Source organism: Pseudomaricurvus albidus (genome assembly GCF_018863235.1).
Lineage (GTDB): Bacteria > Pseudomonadota > Gammaproteobacteria > Pseudomonadales > Cellvibrionaceae > Pseudomaricurvus > Pseudomaricurvus albidus.
Genome location: NZ_JAHKRS010000001.1, coordinates 511,021 through 528,689 on the forward strand (window position 1 = coordinate 511,021; position 17,669 = coordinate 528,689).

The following is a 17,669-nucleotide window of genomic DNA, read 5'->3' on the forward strand; positions in this document are numbered from 1 at the left end:
GTTGATGATTAATGAACGATGATTATAACGACATGGATGAAGATCCAATTCCCACTGGTGAACTGACGTTGCAGACACTCGCCATGCCAGCGGATACCAACCCCAACGGAGATATCTTTGGCGGCTGGCTGATGTCACAAATGGATCTGGCGGGTTCGATCAAAGCCGCTGCCATTGCCCGCGGCCGGGTCACCACTGTTGCTGCCGGCAGCATGGCGTTTTTGCGCCCGGTACCGGTTGGCTCAACCATCAGTTGTTACGCAGAGATTCTGGAAATTGGCCGTTCGTCCATTCGTATCATGGTGGATGTCTGGTTGTATGCCGCAGAGACCGGCGAACGCTACAAGGTGACGGAAGGCACGTTCGTCTATGTCGCCATTGATGACAATGGCCGCACGCGTTCGATTCAACAGAATCGTTAACGCCATTCGCGTCATCTGTGACTCAAAAAGGGTGCCCCGGCACCCTTTTTTAATGCTCATCACTTTTGCTTGACGGTTCAGGCCGCGATAGATTCAGGCCGTAACCGCAGTGTCAGAGAAACTTTTTCGGATACAAAAAAGCAGCAACCTGTGCCGAGCCTGGAGACAAATCCCGCCAATGTCGGCAAACAGTCTGTAACTTCACATAACCACAGGTGGGCATATTATCGATGGGCTGATCGCCGATTTCGTTACACAAATCCGTTAATGCGGGATTGTGTCCTACCACCGTCACCTCTTCCAGCTCATCGTCCAGCTCCCGACACCAATCCAGCAGGTCCCGCCCACTGAAAGTATACAAAGCCTCATCGATGTTCCAGACCAGCGGCTCGGGCAGGGCTTCACTGAGATGTTCGAGGGTGGAGCGGGCGCGCACCGCCGGGCTGCAAAACACCCGCTGGAAATCGCAATAGCGGTCAATTTCCGGCGCCATAATCTGGCAGGATTTTCGCCCGCGGGCATTCAAAGGTCTTTCGATGTCTCCCCAGTCGGGGTTGTCCCAGCTGGACTTGGCGTGACGTATCAGATGCAAAACCTTCATAGCCTTATCCTCTTCGATAACGCCTATTCATGACACCGAACTATTAACGCCGAGCGACGCAAACAGGCCGGGTCTTTGGAACAGAAGATCAGTCCATCATCTTATAATAGGCCTCTTCTGATACCTTATGGTACTCCGATACGCCGTCCTGAAAAGCTTTATAGGAATCGTACACCCGCTTGAAGTCGGGGTTTTTGGCCGATTCTTCCCGGTAAATCTGCTCGGAAATGGCTCTCAGCTTATCCAGCACCGGTTTGGGAATGGGGCGTACATCCACATTGTGCTTGTGGATCAACTCCTGCAGCGCGGTGTTATTGCGGCCGGTAAACTCGTCCAGCATATCCTGATTGGCCATGCGCGCGGCGGTTTCCACAATCACCTGCAGATCCTCAGGCAGGTCATTAAACGCATCCCTGTTGACGATCAGCTCCAGCGTGGAGCCGGTTTCGTGCCAGCCCGGGTAGTAGTAGTAATCCGCCACCTGATAAAAACCAAAGGCCAGATCATTGTAGGGGCCAACCCATTCGGTGGCGTCAATCACACCGGTTTGCAGTGCGGTATAGAGCTCACCGCCGGGAATGTTCACCGCCGAACCGCCGGCACGACGCCAAACTTCGCCACCGAGTCCGGGAATGCGCATCTTCAGGCCCTTGATGTCATCGACGGTGTTCAGCTCCTTGTTAAACCAGCCGGCCATCTGAATGCCGGTATTGCCTGCGGCAAAGGGGATCAGATTGAAGGGAGCGTAGATCTCGCGCCACAACTTCATACCGTCGCCGTAATGCAACCAGCCATTCATTTCCTGAGCGTTCATACCAAAAGGGATGGCGGTAAACATCTGGGTCGCCGTGTTCTTGCCTTTCCAGTAGTAGGCGGCGCCGTGACCGGCTTCGACACTGCCGGAAGACACCGCATCAAACACCCCCAGTGCGGGCACCAGTTCACCGGCACCGTACACGCTGACGGTCAGACGGCCCTGGCTCATCTCATCCACCAACCGGGAGAAGTTGGTCGCAGCGGACCCGAGGCCGGGAAAGTTTTTCGGCCAGGTGGTAACCAGTTTCCAGTGGAAAGTCTGTTGCTCACCACTCTGTACCTGTGCCGCATGGCGGGTTTTGCCGGACTGCAGATGACTGGCCACCAGCAGCCAGAACAGCAGCACGACCAGTGCCACCAGCCCGAGAATGATCACCACCTGACGGCGGTTGGATTGCGTTTCACTCATGGATTGTTTCCGTTGTTATTTTTTTCGTTGTTATTTTTTCGTCGTTGCTTTTTATAGTGTGCTCAAAAGGCCGTCATCGCGAATGCAATGAAGCGATGACGTTGTCTGCAAGAATGCATTAACTCATGGCTTCCAGCTTGGCGAACTTCAACACCAGCCACTTGGAACCCTCGTCCTGAAAATTGACCTGCACCCGCGCACTGGCGCCGTCACCTTCGAAGTGCAGGATCACCCCCTCGCCAAAAATGGCGTGTTTGACCCGCTGCCCAAGATAGAAACCGGTTTCTTCTCCCTCGTCACTGAGACGCGGTCTGACCGCCGGACGCTGGAAACTGATGGGGCGGCTGATGGTATTTTTTACCCGCACTTCGGCAATCAGCTCTGAGGGAATCTCTTTGACAAAGCGGGAGATGGAGTTGAAATTTTCCTGACCGTGCATGCGCCGGGTTTCCGCATAGGTGATGACCAGCTGCTCCATGGCCCGTGTAATGCCCACATAAGCCAGACGTCGCTCTTCCTCAAGCCGTGTTGGATCTTCGGCTGACATGCGGTGCGGAAACAGATTTTCTTCCGCCCCCGCCAGAAACACCAGCGGGAACTCCAGCCCCTTGGCCGAGTGCAGCGTCATCAATTGCACCGCGTCGTCGTGCTCATCCGCCTGGGCATCGCCGGCATCGAGGGCGGCGGTATCCAGAAAGGCGTTCAGTTCCGGTGCCTCGGCATCATCGTTAACGAAGGCACGGCAGGCATTCACCAGCTCCTCCAGGTTCTCAATGCGGGCGAGGCCTTTTTCGCCTTTTTCCTGCTTGTGGAATTCGTACAGGCCGGAGTGGTGAATCACATGCTCCACCATCTCTCCCAGGGCCTTGTCGGCGTTGATCTCGTGCAACTCGTTCACCAGCAACAGAAAGCTGTGCACCGCGTTCAGCGCCCGGGCGGTGAGCCCCTTATTGGTCACCAGCTGCTCCGAGGCCTCCCACAGAGAGCAACCCTGTTCGCGAGCAAAGAGTCGAATCTGGTCCACGGTTTTACCGCCAATGCCCCGTGTCGGTGTGTTAATCACACGCTCAAACGCGGCATCGTCCTGACGACTGGCCATCAGTCGCAGGTAGGCCAGCGCATTGCGGATCTCGAGGCGCTCATAGAATCGCTGTCCGCCGTAGATGCGATAGGGCACACCTTCGCGCAGTAACGCTTCCTCCAGCACCCGTGACTGGGCATTGGAACGGTAGAGAATGGCACTGTCACAGCGGCGGTTGCCGTCGCGCACCCAGTTTTCGATGCGCTCAACGATGTAGCGGGCTTCGTCCTGCTCGTTGAAGGCGGAGTACAGATTGATCAGCTCGCCACGTTCACCGTCGGTGCGCAGGGTTTTACCCAGCCGGCCCTGATTGTTTTCAATCACGGCGTTGGCGGCGTCGAGAATGGTCGCGGTGGAGCGGTAATTCTGTTCCAGACGCACCACTTCCGTATCGGCAAAGTCATCTTCGTAGCGCTGGATATTTTCGATTTTGGCACCGCGCCAGCCGTAGATGGACTGGTCATCATCGCCCACCGCGGTGACCTTGCACTGCTTGCCGGCCAACACCCGCAGCCAGGCGTACTGGATGGTGTTGGTGTCCTGAAACTCGTCCACCAGAATAAACGGGAAGCGCTCCTGATAGTGCGCCAACAGGGCGGGGGAGTTGAGCCACAGCTCATGGGATCGCAACAGCAACTCGCCAAAATCCACCATGCCGCCGCGCTGGCAGGCTTCTTCGTACTCGCGGTAAATACGAACCATGGTGGTGATGTAGGGGTCGCCGGTCTGCTGAATGTAGTCCGGCCGCAGCCCTTCGTCTTTCTGGGCGTTGATAAACCACTGGGACTGACGCGGCGGCCACTGTTTGTCATCCAGCCCCAACTGCTGGGAAATGCGCTTGATCAGTCGCAGCTGATCGTCACTGTCGAGAATCTGGAAATTCTGTGGCAGACCGGCCTCTTTCCAATGCGCCTTGAGCAGGCGGTGGGCAATACCGTGGAAGGTACCCACCCACATGCCGCGCGGATTCAGCCCGAGCAGCTCTTCAATGCGGCCGCGCATCTCCCGCGCCGCCTTGTTGGTAAAGGTCACCGACAGAATCGAGTAGGGGGAGACCCCCTCCACCTGGATCAACCAGGCGATGCGGTGCACCAGCACCCGGGTCTTGCCGCTGCCGGCACCGGCGAGGATCAGCTGGTTGGTGGGAGCCGCAGTCACCGCCTGGCGCTGGGCATCGTTTAAATTTTCAAGTATTGGGGATACGTCCATACCGGCATTCTACCAAGAAAGGTCATAAAAAAGCCTGGCCAAAACCCAAAGAAACGCTCAAACCATCACGTAAATCAGTGACTTAACCTCAAGCAGCTCCTGGTATTGGCCCGTTATCAGTGTGGTTATGTAGCAAAACTACAAATAATTGATGCGTTTACTACATAATTTTTTATACTATGGGTTACCGGGTTCAAACCCTTATTCAGCACCAGCAATAACCCACTGCATCAGGGACAAGCAACGACCGTGAAGCCTGCCGAACTTACCATGCGCATCAGCAGTGCGCTGGAAATCATGCGCAAATCGGAACGTAAAGTGGCCGATTTGGTTCTGCGTAAACCCGCAGACATCATCCACATGCGCATTGTCGATCTGGCCAGAGAAGCCGAGGTCAGTGAACCCACGGTGGTGCGCTTTTGCCGCGCCATCGGTTGTGACGGTTTTCAGGACTTTAAGCTCAACCTGGCCCAACAGCTGGCCTCGAGCCCCAGTTTCGGCCAGATAGCGGTTACCGATCAGGACTCCATCGCCGACTTCACCCACAAGGTGTTCGATTCCACCATCGATACCCTGCTGCAGGTCCGCGACGACCTGGATCCCATGCTGCTGGACGGTGCCGTCTCTGCGATCTGCAAAGCCAACCGGGTGGAATTTTACGGCTTTGGCGCCTCCGCTGCGGTGGCGGCCGACGCCCAACACAAGTTCTTCCGCCTGCAGCTGGCAACGGCCGCCCACTCGGACCCGCACATTCAAAACATGTCCGCCATGTCCATGCAGCCCGGCGATGTGATTGTTGCGATCTCCCAGAGTGGACGCACCAAAGCCCTGCTGGATTCCATGGAGATGGTGAAGCAGGCCGGAGGCATCGTCATCGCTCTGGCGCCAAGCAACACCCCGGTGATCCAGAACGCCACCATTCCCATCGTTGTCGATGTGGAAGAGGGCATCGAAATCTATACGCCACTGTCATCGCGCATCGCCCATCTGGTGGTCATTGATGTACTGGCCATTGGTGTCGCTCAACGCAAGGGCTCACAACTCCAGGATCACCTGTTCAAACTCAAACAGGGACAACGCTCGCTGCGGGTTCAGCCGGAAGATCAGCACTGATCGCGGCCTGAGCTTACACAAATACTGTGTTTTTATCCAGTTGCAGACTGAGAAAAGCTGCAGGTTAACCTGCTAGACTTAGGGCCTGTTAACCCCTCAAAAATAGAAGGAACTGATATGAACGATTCAACCCCTGGAACAGAACCGGTTAAAACCCCCACTGACAACACCTCTGCAGATTCAGTCACCCAGGCCAGCGAAGTGCCTGCCGAGTTGACTCAGGATTCCAAAAACCTCGCGGTGCTGAACTGGGTGGGAACCATTTTTCTGGGGTTTCTGCCAGGTTTGATTCTGTATCTGGTGCAAAAGGAAGATACCTACGTTCAGGATCAATCGAAAGAGGCTCTCAACTGGTCGATCACCCTGTTGTTTGGCTACTGCATTGCGTTCTTTCTGAGCTTTATCGTGATTGGTTTGTTTTTATTCCCGGTACTGGGTGTGGTACATCTGATCTTTTGCATCCTCGGCATTGTCGGCGCACAAAAAGGCGAAACCTTCCGGGTACCTTACGCGATTCGTCTGATCAAATAATCGAAACGGCAAAACTCAGTCCATTCTGATTCTCAGAAAACGGGCAAAGCGGGGGATACCCCGCTGCGTTAAACCGTTGTACTGGTAAGTAATCACACTGCCAATCGGCGGTGGTTCGCGGCGCTGCTGGTCGCTGAAACCTGTGCCAATGCGAAACCGCAAACCAGCGGGCTGTTCAACAATCAGCGCGCCCATCATGCCGGCATACTTGCCCTTGCCGGGGCGATAGCCCACCACGATGGCCTCGGCATCCTGACTCTTTTTGAGTTTGATCAGATCACCGCTTCGCCCCCCGTGGTAATAGGAATTGCCCCGATGCAGCATCAAGCCCTCTGCTCCCTCGGCAACCATCCTGTCGAGGGTTTGCAACAGCTCCTCTTCATCTGATACACGCCACTGCCGAACCGCCTGCAACCAGGGAACCTCTGCGTGTTCAATGACCGTATGCAACTGTGACAAACGCTGATCGAAGGTGCCAATGGCTGCGGGTAAATCAAACACCTTAAACGTTATCTGTCGCCAGCCATGATGTGGTATTTGTTGGCGCACGACTGATGCCACGGTCGCGAAGGCCTCTCGTCCAGCCCACAACTCACCATCCATTGGCGTGTTGGGGAAATTCTCGGTAAACCACACCGGTGCGGCATAAATATTCCCCTGACGGGAGATCAGATGCTCCCCATCCCAGTAAGCACGAAAACCATCGTATTCTTCACTGACCCAGTAGTCCGAAAGATTCAAACCGGACTCGTAGGTGTTGGCCAATAGCAAATCCGGGGTATTGGCTTGGACGTCGATGGGATTTCCAAACCACACCAGCGCCGCGATAATCGTGAAAAAACAGTCTCTGATTGAAACCATACCATCGTCCTTGATGTCTTTAGTTATTCGTGAGAGTTCACATGGAAAGCGGATACTGGATATTACTAGAGAAGTTCGTGTGCAAGAGCTTCGGTCAAGGCATTACGAGAAACAGATTCAGCCACATTGGCTTAAGTTCATGCGAATTTATGAACCACTAAAACCTGTCAAATTGCCTTTTACAGGCTTTTCGACTAAACCTGTTGGATAGCTGTCAGATAATCTTATAAGGATCCCCTATGAACCTTTCATCAAAACAAACTTGGCTTTCAACCATTTTATTATCAGTCATATTGGCAGGTTGTACTGCGACCCAGGCTCCTCCGGTGTCATTTGATGGACTTAATCTGGTGCCCGACTCGAAATTTGGAACCGTCTATTTAAAACCCGGTGTGGATATGTCGGAATATAAAAGTGTGATGGTGGAAGACTGTGAAGTCTCTTTCCGCAAGAACTGGATGCGCGATCAAAACACCAATCGTCTTGATCTGAATAACCGCGTCACCCAAAAAGAAGTGGACAAAATCAAGACCAATCTCGGTGCTTCCTGCAAGGAGCACTTCAGCCAAGAGCTGGCTGACAACTCCAAATACAAATTAGTCGACTCTCTGGATACCGGCGAGCCGACGCTGTTACTGAAACCATCGATAATCAATCTGGATATCAATGCTCCCGATGTACGCACAGCCGGCATGAGTCGCACTTACACCACCTCTGCGGGGGAAATGACCCTGTTCCTGGAAGCAGCTGACGGCACCAGTAATGCCATCATTGCCCGTGTCGTGGATCGCGTTAGGGACTTTGATGATAACTATCTCACCTGGAGCAACAGCGTTACCAATAGAGCCGATGCCAATCGGGTGTTAAGCCGCTGGTCAAAACAGTTGGCTGAAGGTCTGGCCAATATGGAAGCCGCTACCGCTGCCCAATAATCAAATTTACCAATCACAAAAATGCCACGGTACTGATCCATTGCTCTGTCCGTGGCTTTTTTTATTGGGGTGTATTTTCACTCTCATCGGCATTAGACGAGCGGACATTTCAGTTTGTCACCCAATGTTTTTTTGCCTCACGCTCAAGTCTTGCAATCAACCCGGCAGAGGAATATTCAATTCAAAGAAGGGCGGTAGTTGATGCCAATGGAAATATAAGGGCTGGTACTGACTGTGATGTCGGAGTCTTCCATTTGATCATTTTCGATACGGATTCCGCGGAAGCCTCCAACCCCACCTTCAATGTGCATCCACAACCGATTCCAGAGACGACGCTCATAAGTAAGGCCAAAATCCCAGGCATCATAATTGACAGCGGCGGCCCCCTCGGCAGGATCAATAGACCATGAAGCACTGGAAGGAGACACCCCAAAGCGCACAAACCAGTCCGGACTGCTTGCGTAGGTGACCGAAGGCCAGGGCATAATCGCAGATAATGACCAGTGTTCGTTGACAGCCCAGTAGGCGCCAACGTAAGGCACCACAAAATCATCACCCTCTGACAGATCGGCGTACACACCATAGATCCACCAGAGATCTTCATTGGAGATATAGCGTGCAAAAGCCCCCATCAAATACTGCCAACTGCGATCCGCATCCGGTAACGAAGACTTGTGCGTCATGGGCATCACAAAAGCCATGGTTTGCCACTTTTCATTGTTTTGATACATCCAGCCAAGAGGCAAGCCCACACTGCTAACAGAAAACCGGTCATCGACAATATCCGGATTTTGCTCTGCGGCGCCGGAATTGTGAACATTAAACCGTGCGTAACTGAGATACTCCCCCACCAGAATCGCCGATCGCTCATTGATCAGAAAGGGCATGGTCGCACCCTGACTGACCATATCAACATCATATTCAAGATTGACACCGCGCGAGGAAGTATCCACCTTGGCATCGCCATAACTGCTGACTTCCATAAAGGCCAATGGCGCGAAGGGAACGTTGGAGTGGCTTTTCTGAAAAATAATCTCGCTGTTTTTGAACGCTTCGACCTGATTTTGAATCAGACCTTCGGCAGACAAGAACGCAGGAATCAGCGAGGCGGTGACAACTAGTGTCAATTGCAGAAGAGGATTAGGGTAATTCATTTTCGGACAAATCATTTTTGCTCACGATGGCGAAAAAATTCCCAGGCTGACACTGATTCTCCATTGGGCAGGTTACAGCGACCGGTTTGTAAAATGTATTCGCCACCTTGATCGACACAATAGACCGCCGCGGGGTTGGCCCGATCTACATTGTTGTTTATCTCTGGCTCTACCTCTGTTGGCGTTTCTTTTTTACTGCAACCGGTTAAGAGAATGGCGAAACAAACCGCCGTCACAATTGGGCCGAAAACAGATTTTACTGTTTTACCAAGGTGTACTCCCAATGCTGGAAAACTCATTCGTTACCCCATTTTTTTATTGTGCTTTTATCAAATGGCTAATTGCTAATACATCCAGCTGGCACTGATACCCATCTGATAGATGGCGTCGGTGTCATACTCACCAGACCAGCTGCCGGCATCTATTTTTCCATTCCCCAAATCGGTGTAGTTGGCATAAGCGGAGACTTTCCAGTTTTTATCCGGCGTATACTCAAAGCCCGCCGCTACCTTGACCTGCCGATCCAGTGGCAGATCTGCGGTTCGATAGGTCGAGCTCAACGGATTGGTGTCATAGGATACGCCGCCCGTCATTTTCCATTGAGCACTGAGATTGTATTGAAAGCCCAACGCTGTATGGGTAGTGTCTCTGGCGTTCTTTTTCAGTCCACCGCCAACGTTTTGCGTGGATACAAAAACCTGATCCAGAGCACTCCAGTCATCCCAGCCCAGGGTAAACTGCAGCGACAGTTTATCGTTAACTGCATGATGAACACCCAGGCGAGCCTTCTGCGCCATGGTCAGTTCGGTATTGGTAGCAATGGTGCGATTGATATTTTCCAGTGTCAGATCGCCGGAAAAATCCGGTTCCAGTTCACTCTGATAATTGATACCAATGCGAGTGCTGTCAGAGAGCTCATACAACACACCGAAAGTATAGCCTCCACCGACATCGGATCCGTCCAGAGTAGCCCGACCTTCATTGCTGTTGGGTAACAGTGCGGGTACGCGCAATTTCGTGGTCAACGAGGAAGCAATCATTTGGATAGAAGCGCCAACCGACAGTTTGTCTGTCAATCGATAGGCAAGGGTAGGCGCCAGTGCCGCAATTTTCAGCGAACTTTCTGTCGCCTGAAAACGTCCCACCCAGTCATCGTCATATTCGAGACCTGAGCCTGCCAGCCCACTGAAATAAATACCAATATCCCAGCGATCGCTGTTCAGATCCCCGACATAGAACACACCACCGGTTGGGGAAAATACCCCGGCATCGCCACCATTACCGCCACCCGGCCCCATAGCCGGATCACTGTCCCGGGAAAATTTAAGAGAAGGTTGCAGTGCCGCAGCGGTCACCGTTAACTGGCTGCCTTTCAAACGGGTCATGCTGGCGGGGTTATGCAACATGGTGGAAGCATCATCAACCCCCGCGGCCGCTCCTGCGGAGGCGCGACCGCTGGAAAAGTCACCGTATTCATTCAGCCATAGCCCACCTGCCGATGCCTGTACAGCAATCCCCAGAGTAAACAAACCGGAACCACTCAGTAATAGTGCATTACGAAAACTCATAATTGCTCCAAATGCTCTGAAAAGCGAATCTGACGTCAACGATCAAGCTTGACCTAAATAGCTTTAAGCTGTGTTATTTCACACCAACTACAGAGAGAGAATAGTTATTAATCCGGTACTTTCCATAAAATGCGCAGGATAATTTCAAGAAGGGAGAAATCTTGAGGGGAATGCAGGGGGCTTTGGTATGAGCCCCCTGTAACAGAAAGGTCAGTTAGACGCAGAAATAGGGTAGTCCTGGAAGCTGCCCATCACCGGAACCGTCGGCTGCTGTGCCTTCTTCGTCAGACGTGCCACTTCTTTTTTGGTAAAGAAGATCATTTCCATCAGCGAGACAAACCCGTCTTCGTCACCGGCTTTACGATCAGCGGCGCCTTTGATTGCTTGCAAAATGGCGTAAGTAAACGCGCCATGACCACCACCAAAGCTTTCATCCTCCAGTGACTGCTGCGCCCCCGTTGAGGATGAGAATACCGTAGTGGCAGTACCAGACGATAACTTCTTGATTACATCTTCTGATGACAAACGACCGTTATTGGTGTCATCGAAAGCACCCGCGTGGCAAATGTCCATCAGGAACAGGGCCTTTTGGTTGATCGGCCGCTGGTCCAGAAAGTTTTTGAAATCGTCCATTGCCATACCAGTAAACGGACGCTTCATATCACCGTCGTGTGGCATGTAATAGAGTGTCTGGTTGTGATCCTGCACGCCGTGACCAGCGATGAAGATCACCACATTGTCTTCCGGCTTGGCCTGCGACAAGAAATCATAAAGCTGGATTTTAATATCACGCGCCGTAGCATTGCCGTTGGTCAGGACTTTGGTTTTGACATCACTGAACAAACGACCTTTTTGTGCTTTAAAGGCTTTTTCAAGCTCCAGAGCATCGCGATCGGCAAAGTCCAGATTCTGTAATGTTTTGGCGTACTCAGAAACACCCACACCAAAATACCACAGGGTATTTTTGCTAAGCTGGGCTTTGCGATTCTCTTCCCGGGTCACTGTGACGATCTTTTTCGCCACATCCACATCCTTGTATTTCACAACGGCTTCGATGGTATTTTGCCCCACACTCAAGGGTACCGTTCGTACAAACGTCAGGGTTTCATCCAGATCGGCAAAGGGATCGCTGTCAAAGCCTCGGGATTTCCGACCATTGACCAGGTAATACACCGTGGGGTCGGGAACACTCTTGTCTTTCTTGGTGATTTTGAGGGTCAACTTATAGCTTTCATCTTTTGTGGTCGATGCTGCTGCGTTAACAACTTCAATATCAAAAGGCACATCGAGAATATCCGGCTCAATGATCGGCTTGGGATCTACCGGTTTCTGACCATTAAACAATGCCGTCAGCGATCCTTTGACAGCGCGAGGATTTTCGTACTTTTCCCGCAGCGCTTCAAACGGCAGAAAATTATCCCCCAGCGACCAATAGGTATTATCGGTACCATTCAGAGAGCTGGTGAAGTAACCATGGGTGTCCGCGGCCAGCCATTCGCCGTCTTTCTTGAAGTACACAAACAACCGGGGCTCCAGCGTATCCAGGCTGTAGTAAGTCAGTGTATTACTGGATGACTGCACCACTACCACATTGCGCTCACTGTCTACTTCGAGATCCTTAATGTTGTCATTTAGCGTGCGCCGGATTCCGTTGTATTCAATAAAGAACGATCCGTACTTCAGTGTTTTCCCTTTTCCGAGTGTAATTTCATTCCAGTCTTTGAGTTTAACATCACGATACTTACCGGTTTCCAGAGTCAAGATAAATGTATCGACTGGTGCTGTTACTCTAATTTCACCAGTTTCCATTCCTGCAAAATCCAAACCCTGGATCGGAGAAGGACTCAACACGTCATCTCCCATGGAAGAGCCATCGCTTAAACGAAAACGTTGAATATTTTTAGAATAGGTTGTTTCAAAATCATCATTCCACCAGGTAGATAATGCCAGAAGACCAAGTTTGGGATTTACTGTCATTGTTTTGATGCCTGAACGACGAACACCGTTACCATGTCTCAGTGGAGCCGTGATCAAATCAACATCAAACTCAGACTCTTTACGCTGGTTTCGCAAATTGAAAATAGCCACTTTCGCCGAGCGGGCTCCGGTATCATTCACATCTTCCGACACCACCAGCCAATCACCCTCCTGATCGATAAAGTTGGGCTTAAAACTCACTTCACCATAGCGTTGGACGGTGTAATCGTTAGTGGAAAAACTCAACAGTTCGCCACTTTTCGTAAACGTCCACCAGCGTTTTTCATCTCGAGTATCTTGAACCCAGCGTATGGTATCTTCCTGCACCCGCTGTACCAGTCTTGCCTGACTGACATGCCAGATATTCACACCGGCTTCGTCCTGTACAAACAACTGATCACTGGACTTGTCCCAACTCAATCCCAAGCGAGCTTTATCGGAAGTACTGTCAAAACCCCTCTTAACTTTGAGATTACCGCGATCCATTAAAATCGATTGGTGATCACTGCCCACCCAGATTCCTTCTCCATCGGGACTGACCCCCAGACGAGCAGCATCGTTGACTCCGGTTTTCAGATCCCAGCTACGCTTTTGATAATCAAAAATAGCTATTCCCTTATCGGAAAACTTATCATCCATCACTACTTTGGTCGTACCTGGAATCGCATAGATATTTTCCGGTATAGCCACTGGTAACTGTAAATTATCGATCAAACGCCAGTTCACCGTGTCATATAGCGTCAGGGTTCTGTTGTTATTGGCCACCAAAAGAACCTTACCATCATCACTCAACCCGGTACCGTGAGCCCAATCGACCCCTGGTAATGATTGAACCCTGGTGAGGGTGCGGGCATCAAAAATATCAAGTGTTCTACGCTGCGCCTGAGCTGTGACAATATAACGTCCATCTTTGGTCCACTCTACCTGTCCCGCAATACGCATATCACTCATCGGTGTAGCTGCCACCAGCTTTTTCTTGTTCAAATCATAAACTGACAAAATACCTGTCTTGTTGGTGTAAGCAATCTTGGTACTGTCTGGACTCCAGGCCAGATTATCTCCGCCTTTACTGTCAACAAAGCTGACAGGAATAATCGCAGCAAAGTGACCGGTTTTAATATCTGTGACGTAAACCGCACTGGCATAGACACCTCGCATATCTGTAGCACGAGAAACAGCGGCCAGATAGCGATTATTTGGTGAAAATCGCCTTCTGTCTCCGCCCATATACAGCTCCTTTAAACGCACGCCATAACGAGTATCCCAAAGCGTAATCGGAGACTGTCCGGTCGCCATAAAACGACCATCACTGCTATACACTGCCGACGTTGTATCCAAATATCCACGGGTCACCAGTTGCGGATCGCTGATATTACCGTAGGGACGAATGTCCACTCGTCGGTTGCGTTTACGCCCCGTGTCCGTCAGATTACTGGCTACCGGCTGAACATCGCCCATGCCCATCGCTTGCAAACGACCGGGCTCAATACCATGACGATCAATCAGATAACGGCGGACCGACTCGGCACGTCGCTGGGATAACGGGATATTTACCTTGTTGCCACCACTGGGATCCGTATGACCTTCAACCCGGAAAATATATTTATCACCACCAGGTTGTTTCAGCGCTCGTGCGGCTTTGTCCAAAGCACCATAGGCACTGGAAGGGATCACAGCCGAATTAATCGGGAATTCAATCGCCAAGCTGAGTGAACCACTGAATTCACGATCCCAGTTGGCAAGGAAAGGATTGTTTCCAGCGTAGTTTTTCAAATTCTGTTGGTTGTTCTCACCCAGTTGTGTCAGCCAATCGTAGTATTCATCCAGTTTGATGTTCTTGTTTTTGGCTTCTGTCAACAAACGACGTGCTTTTTGATATTGTGACTGGATCAGAGCAACATCCAATTGTGCATAGTAAGCGTTGGCAATATCGAGACCTTTTGCCTGGCTGTTCACTAACCTATCGGCTTCATTCACTAAACCAAAGTTCAACGCATCTTCTATTGTAAACTTGAGATAATCCGCTTTAACTTTGTTTGAATAGGCCAGTTCGATGGATTTTTCATTAGCGGCAAACATCTTGGCCGGGTTCGGCTCAATATACTGGTAATAGGATCCCCAATGACTGTGCACAGGAGCGTAATCGGGAAAGCGGCGCTCCAAATCTGTGAGCAGAGATTTAATATTTCCCCTGTCCGACACCAACATTGCAGAATAAAGACTTGCCAACATCCCAGGAGACTGACGAATCGAGTAAGCTTTCTGCATCAATTGCAAATTCAGATTTCGATTCTTAATCAGTGATTTCGCATAATCATGAACCCGCATGTAGTAGTATTCGAGTAACCAGTGATCGGGGCTGTAGGTTTGCTCGAGGTATGTTCTTTTGCTCAGCATGGCCGAAAGCGTTTGTTTTGCGCTCAAGCGCTGCTGCTGGCCAATCTTGTTGATGATTTTTAATTCAAGGTCAATCAGGTCTTTATTGGTGTGATGGCGGTCTTCATCGTTAATAACAGCCAGTGCCTCTTCGTAGCGACCTTCTGCCTGTAAATCCCTAGCTCGTATCTGCATCCCTGCCAGGCGTTCTGTCAATCGACGCGATTGACCCAACTCAACATAAAGCTGTTGCTTTTCCCGTTGAGACTCCATTCTTTGGTGACGTACCGAGTGGTATATGTAGACGAAGTAATCCTCGAGCGGATCCTCATTGCGAATACCATATTCCATGGCCAAGGTGCGGTATTTTTCTATCGCTTCTTTATCCTGTTTCGTCGGATTCTTCTTTTTATCCAGGTTACTGCTTAGATTGTTATAGGAGGTAGCCACATGACCTTTTGCAATCGACTGCTGATACAGTCGATTCGCGGTTTCTCTGTCCCCATTTTGATCCGCCAACCAGCCACGTGCGAACAACCCGTAAGCCGTGTTCGGGTATAGATCGGCCAGTTTTTTGCGATAGTAACCGCGCAGCTCGCCCACATTCGCTGTCAGACTTTTTTCATAAAGTGTCTTGGCACTGTCTGCAGCATTGGCGGGATGAAACCCCAAGCCAACAGCCGTCAATAAAAGGTAAAGGAAAAAACGGCCAGACAGAAATACATTTGGCTTATTCATGGTTGCACCCGCAAGATGGTCAATGTTTTTGATGATTCGTTGTTATATTGGTCGCGACTGCGAACTGTCAGAGTCTTGGTGCTCCCCACAGCGACGTCAGTCAGATCCACCCGCGCCACAAACGGGCCTCGGGAAGAGAATTTAATGTCAAAACCGTTGGTGATTTCCACTTCGGTGATTTCGCTTTCGTCCTGCGCCAGTCCTTTAACCAGAACTTCATCACCGCTGACGTAGCGAACAAGTTTGTCTCCATCCACATAGGCGTCCGTGTTTTCTACTTCGGGAGTGATAATCACAATCTCCGGACCTGCGTTATCCACATCACCCGGTGACTGTCCACGGTGTTCAATATCAATCACGGTCGCGAGAATTCCTTCGTTCCCCATAATCGCCTTATAGCGTCCCGCGTTGCCCAGTTCCGTTTTATCCAGAGCCACCAATCGACCCTGGGCAGCCGCTTGCAATCTCTGGCGCAGATCCCGGCTGCCATTGGCATCCATTCGCTGTGCCAGTGTTTTCACATCCAGCTTTTCACGACTGTGCAGAACAATCAGGTAATCGGTACCGGCAGTCTGGTCGAGGCGTGAGTAGTAGTCTTCGGTAGGACCTGGCAACAAAATGGTATCGCCTGCACTGACCAACGGGCTGACTTCTCCCTCTTGTGGAAACAAAACGGTGTGGCGAGCGGTTGCAGCATCCGTACCAATGACATAAACGTAACTGTCATCGGAGACTGTCACTTCGGCACGTAAACGGGCGCCGGAATGCAATGCGGACTGAAGACCAAATCCCGAACTTTTTTGAGTCAGAGACAGGTCGGTCTGGCGAAACCCTTTCAGCACCACACGACCGTTAAAGTCCGGCACTTCCGGTTCCGGTGCCTCGGCAATCTGTGGAATGACTTCGTAAGCGCTGCGTACCCAACGAATAAAATCACTGTATTTTACCCACGCATAACCCCGATCACCCCAGTTACTCCCCCAGGAGTTCATGATATGAAAGGCACCTCCGTCGCGGTCATCGTCATAACCCACCACGGACATGGCATGGCCACCAAAGCCTTCTATTTGATACATCTGATCGCGCCCAACGCGGTTATACAGTGCAACTTCTTCTGCTGTGGCTCGCCAAGTTTGGTAAGACGGGTTGTATTTCATGAAAGACTCACCCACCAGCATACCGATGACCACGGGATGCCCCTGAGCCAATGCCCGACGTACGGCAATGTGCAGGGATCGAGTGGAGTACACTGAACTCAGGCGACGATAACCTTCGATGGCGTATTGCTGCGCCCGACCAAATTCGGTGCTGGAAGGTTGACGCTGACAGTGTTTGTCGGAGTAGGGGAACTCTGACAGGGGTAAAGTGCCATTACCTTCCAGGTCACGAAGGGCTTTTCCGATATTACTGCCGCCCTCACAGTCTGGGCTCACTTTGATACGGTTGAAGACAAACGCCGGAGAAAATGGCCCAGGCTGGGATAAACGCCCGCCGGATTGCTCGACGGTCAGAGCCCAGGCAATAGAAGCCGCCGAGTAGGTGCTGGCCCATCCGACACAGCTGCCCGAGCCCTTCTGATTACCAATTTTTGGAGCGTAAGAGACTAAACTCACCCGCGATGGCAGTTCATCGAAACTGCCCCGGGACAGAGGGGCTACCTTGGGAACAGCTTTATAGCGTTCGGGATCGAAGTCCTCTCCCAGATGATAGGTCTGGGCAGTGACGCCGCAGCTCAAAGAAGCGAGGGTAGTGACAAAAAGCAGTGAGCGAAACATAGCTATCCGTGCCCATTAGAAATGAATCTCCACAGTTACCCCGTCCATCCGGGTAACAATTAAAGAGCTAGGATAATGATTGTAGAAAGAGGCGACAAGTTTTCGA

The 17,669-nt window shown here is 51.3% G+C and carries 13 protein-coding genes; 4 read left to right on the top strand and 9 right to left on the bottom strand.

Annotated features, from left to right (window positions below; all coding sequences use genetic code 11):
• Positions 1-11 precede the first annotated feature (11 nt).
• Entirely contained in the window at positions 12-422 is a 411-nt protein-coding gene (locus tag KOI40_RS02305; RefSeq protein ID WP_233709875.1) for an acyl-CoA thioesterase, read from the top strand.
• Between the two features lie 112 nt (positions 423-534).
• Here KOI40_RS02305 and KOI40_RS02310 read toward each other — a convergent pair whose 3' ends face one another.
• The 3 genes from KOI40_RS02310 to uvrD form a co-directional block, all read right to left on the bottom strand.
• Positions 535-1,023 carry a SixA phosphatase family protein gene (locus KOI40_RS02310; protein WP_216095817.1) on the bottom strand — a complete coding sequence of 163 codons (489 nt, stop codon included), beginning with the start codon at positions 1,021-1,023 and terminating at the stop codon, positions 535-537.
• 88 nt (positions 1,024-1,111) lie between these two features.
• A complete protein-coding gene (locus KOI40_RS02315) occupies positions 1,112-2,248 on the bottom strand; it encodes a TRAP transporter substrate-binding protein (protein WP_216095818.1) in 1,137 nt (378 codons plus the stop codon).
• A gap of 118 nt (positions 2,249-2,366) precedes the next feature.
• Positions 2,367-4,538 carry a DNA helicase II gene (uvrD, locus tag KOI40_RS02320; RefSeq protein WP_216095819.1) on the bottom strand — a complete coding sequence of 724 codons (2,172 nt, stop codon included), beginning with the start codon at positions 4,536-4,538 and terminating at the stop codon, positions 2,367-2,369.
• A gap of 249 nt (positions 4,539-4,787) precedes the next feature.
• Here uvrD and hexR point away from each other — a divergent pair, with 249 nt between their 5' ends.
• The gene (hexR, locus tag KOI40_RS02325) at positions 4,788-5,651 is read left to right on the top strand and encodes a transcriptional regulator HexR (protein ID WP_216095820.1); all 864 of its coding nucleotides are present in this window, start codon (positions 4,788-4,790) and stop codon (positions 5,649-5,651) included.
• Positions 5,652-5,768: 117 nt separating this feature from the next.
• Entirely contained in the window at positions 5,769-6,182 is a 414-nt protein-coding gene (locus KOI40_RS02330) for a DUF4870 domain-containing protein (RefSeq protein WP_216095821.1), read from the top strand.
• 15 nt (positions 6,183-6,197) lie between these two features.
• On the opposite strand, the gene KOI40_RS02335 is transcribed toward KOI40_RS02330, so the two are convergent.
• Positions 6,198-7,043 carry a DNA ligase gene (locus KOI40_RS02335; protein ID WP_216095822.1) on the bottom strand — a complete coding sequence of 282 codons (846 nt, stop codon included), beginning with the start codon at positions 7,041-7,043 and terminating at the stop codon, positions 6,198-6,200.
• Positions 7,044-7,282: 239 nt separating this feature from the next.
• On the opposite strand from KOI40_RS02335, the gene KOI40_RS02340 reads away from it, so the two are divergent.
• On the top strand, positions 7,283-7,975 hold the full coding sequence (locus tag KOI40_RS02340) for a DUF3313 family protein (protein WP_216095823.1): 693 nt from the start codon (positions 7,283-7,285) through the stop codon (positions 7,973-7,975).
• A 176-nt stretch (positions 7,976-8,151) separates the two neighbouring features.
• Here the strand turns inward: KOI40_RS02340 and KOI40_RS02345 are convergent, their stop codons facing one another.
• The 5 genes from KOI40_RS02345 to KOI40_RS02365 all read right to left on the bottom strand — a co-directional run bounded on the left by KOI40_RS02345 (position 8,152) and on the right by KOI40_RS02365 (position 17,563).
• On the bottom strand, positions 8,152-9,129 hold the full coding sequence (locus tag KOI40_RS02345; RefSeq protein ID WP_216095824.1) for a DUF6268 family outer membrane beta-barrel protein: 978 nt from the start codon (positions 9,127-9,129) through the stop codon (positions 8,152-8,154).
• 11 nt (positions 9,130-9,140) lie between these two features.
• Positions 9,141-9,428 (bottom strand): putative hemolysin, encoded by a 288-nt coding sequence (locus KOI40_RS02350; protein WP_216095825.1) that lies wholly within the window; start codon positions 9,426-9,428, stop codon positions 9,141-9,143.
• A gap of 45 nt (positions 9,429-9,473) precedes the next feature.
• Complete coding sequence (locus KOI40_RS02355) at positions 9,474-10,697, bottom strand: OmpP1/FadL family transporter (protein WP_216095826.1); 1,224 nt, start codon at positions 10,695-10,697, stop codon at positions 9,474-9,476.
• A gap of 210 nt (positions 10,698-10,907) precedes the next feature.
• Positions 10,908-15,788 carry an OmpA family protein gene (locus tag KOI40_RS02360; RefSeq protein ID WP_216095827.1) on the bottom strand — a complete coding sequence of 1,627 codons (4,881 nt, stop codon included), beginning with the start codon at positions 15,786-15,788 and terminating at the stop codon, positions 10,908-10,910.
• Positions 15,785-17,563, bottom strand: coding sequence for a C1 family peptidase (locus KOI40_RS02365; protein ID WP_216095828.1), 1,779 nt, complete (start codon positions 17,561-17,563; stop codon positions 15,785-15,787). The genes KOI40_RS02360 and KOI40_RS02365 overlap by 4 nt, the downstream gene beginning before the upstream one ends.
• Positions 17,564-17,669: the final 106 nt, after the last annotated feature.

Bases quoted from the DNA above. Each gene is read 5' to 3' on its own strand.
- KOI40_RS02330 (WP_216095821.1), top strand. From the start codon at position 5,769: ATGAACGATTCAACCCCTGGAACAGAACCGGTTAAAACCCCCACTGAC.
- KOI40_RS02340 (WP_216095823.1), top strand. From the start codon at position 7,283: ATGAACCTTTCATCAAAACAAACTTGGCTTTCAACCATTTTATTATCA.
- KOI40_RS02350 (WP_216095825.1), bottom strand. From the start codon at position 9,428: ATGAGTTTTCCAGCATTGGGAGTACACCTTGGTAAAACAGTAAAATCT.
- KOI40_RS02305 (WP_233709875.1), top strand. From the start codon at position 12: ATGAACGATGATTATAACGACATGGATGAAGATCCAATTCCCACTGGT.
- KOI40_RS02360 (WP_216095827.1), bottom strand. From the start codon at position 15,788: ATGAATAAGCCAAATGTATTTCTGTCTGGCCGTTTTTTCCTTTACCTT.
- KOI40_RS02335 (WP_216095822.1), bottom strand. From the start codon at position 7,043: ATGGTTTCAATCAGAGACTGTTTTTTCACGATTATCGCGGCGCTGGTG.
- KOI40_RS02345 (WP_216095824.1), bottom strand. From the start codon at position 9,129: ATGAATTACCCTAATCCTCTTCTGCAATTGACACTAGTTGTCACCGCC.
- KOI40_RS02365 (WP_216095828.1), bottom strand. From the start codon at position 17,563: ATGTTTCGCTCACTGCTTTTTGTCACTACCCTCGCTTCTTTGAGCTGC.
- KOI40_RS02315 (WP_216095818.1), bottom strand. From the start codon at position 2,248: ATGAGTGAAACGCAATCCAACCGCCGTCAGGTGGTGATCATTCTCGGG.
- uvrD (WP_216095819.1), bottom strand. From the start codon at position 4,538: ATGGACGTATCCCCAATACTTGAAAATTTAAACGATGCCCAGCGCCAG.
- KOI40_RS02355 (WP_216095826.1), bottom strand. From the start codon at position 10,697: ATGAGTTTTCGTAATGCACTATTACTGAGTGGTTCCGGTTTGTTTACT.
- KOI40_RS02310 (WP_216095817.1), bottom strand. From the start codon at position 1,023: ATGAAGGTTTTGCATCTGATACGTCACGCCAAGTCCAGCTGGGACAAC.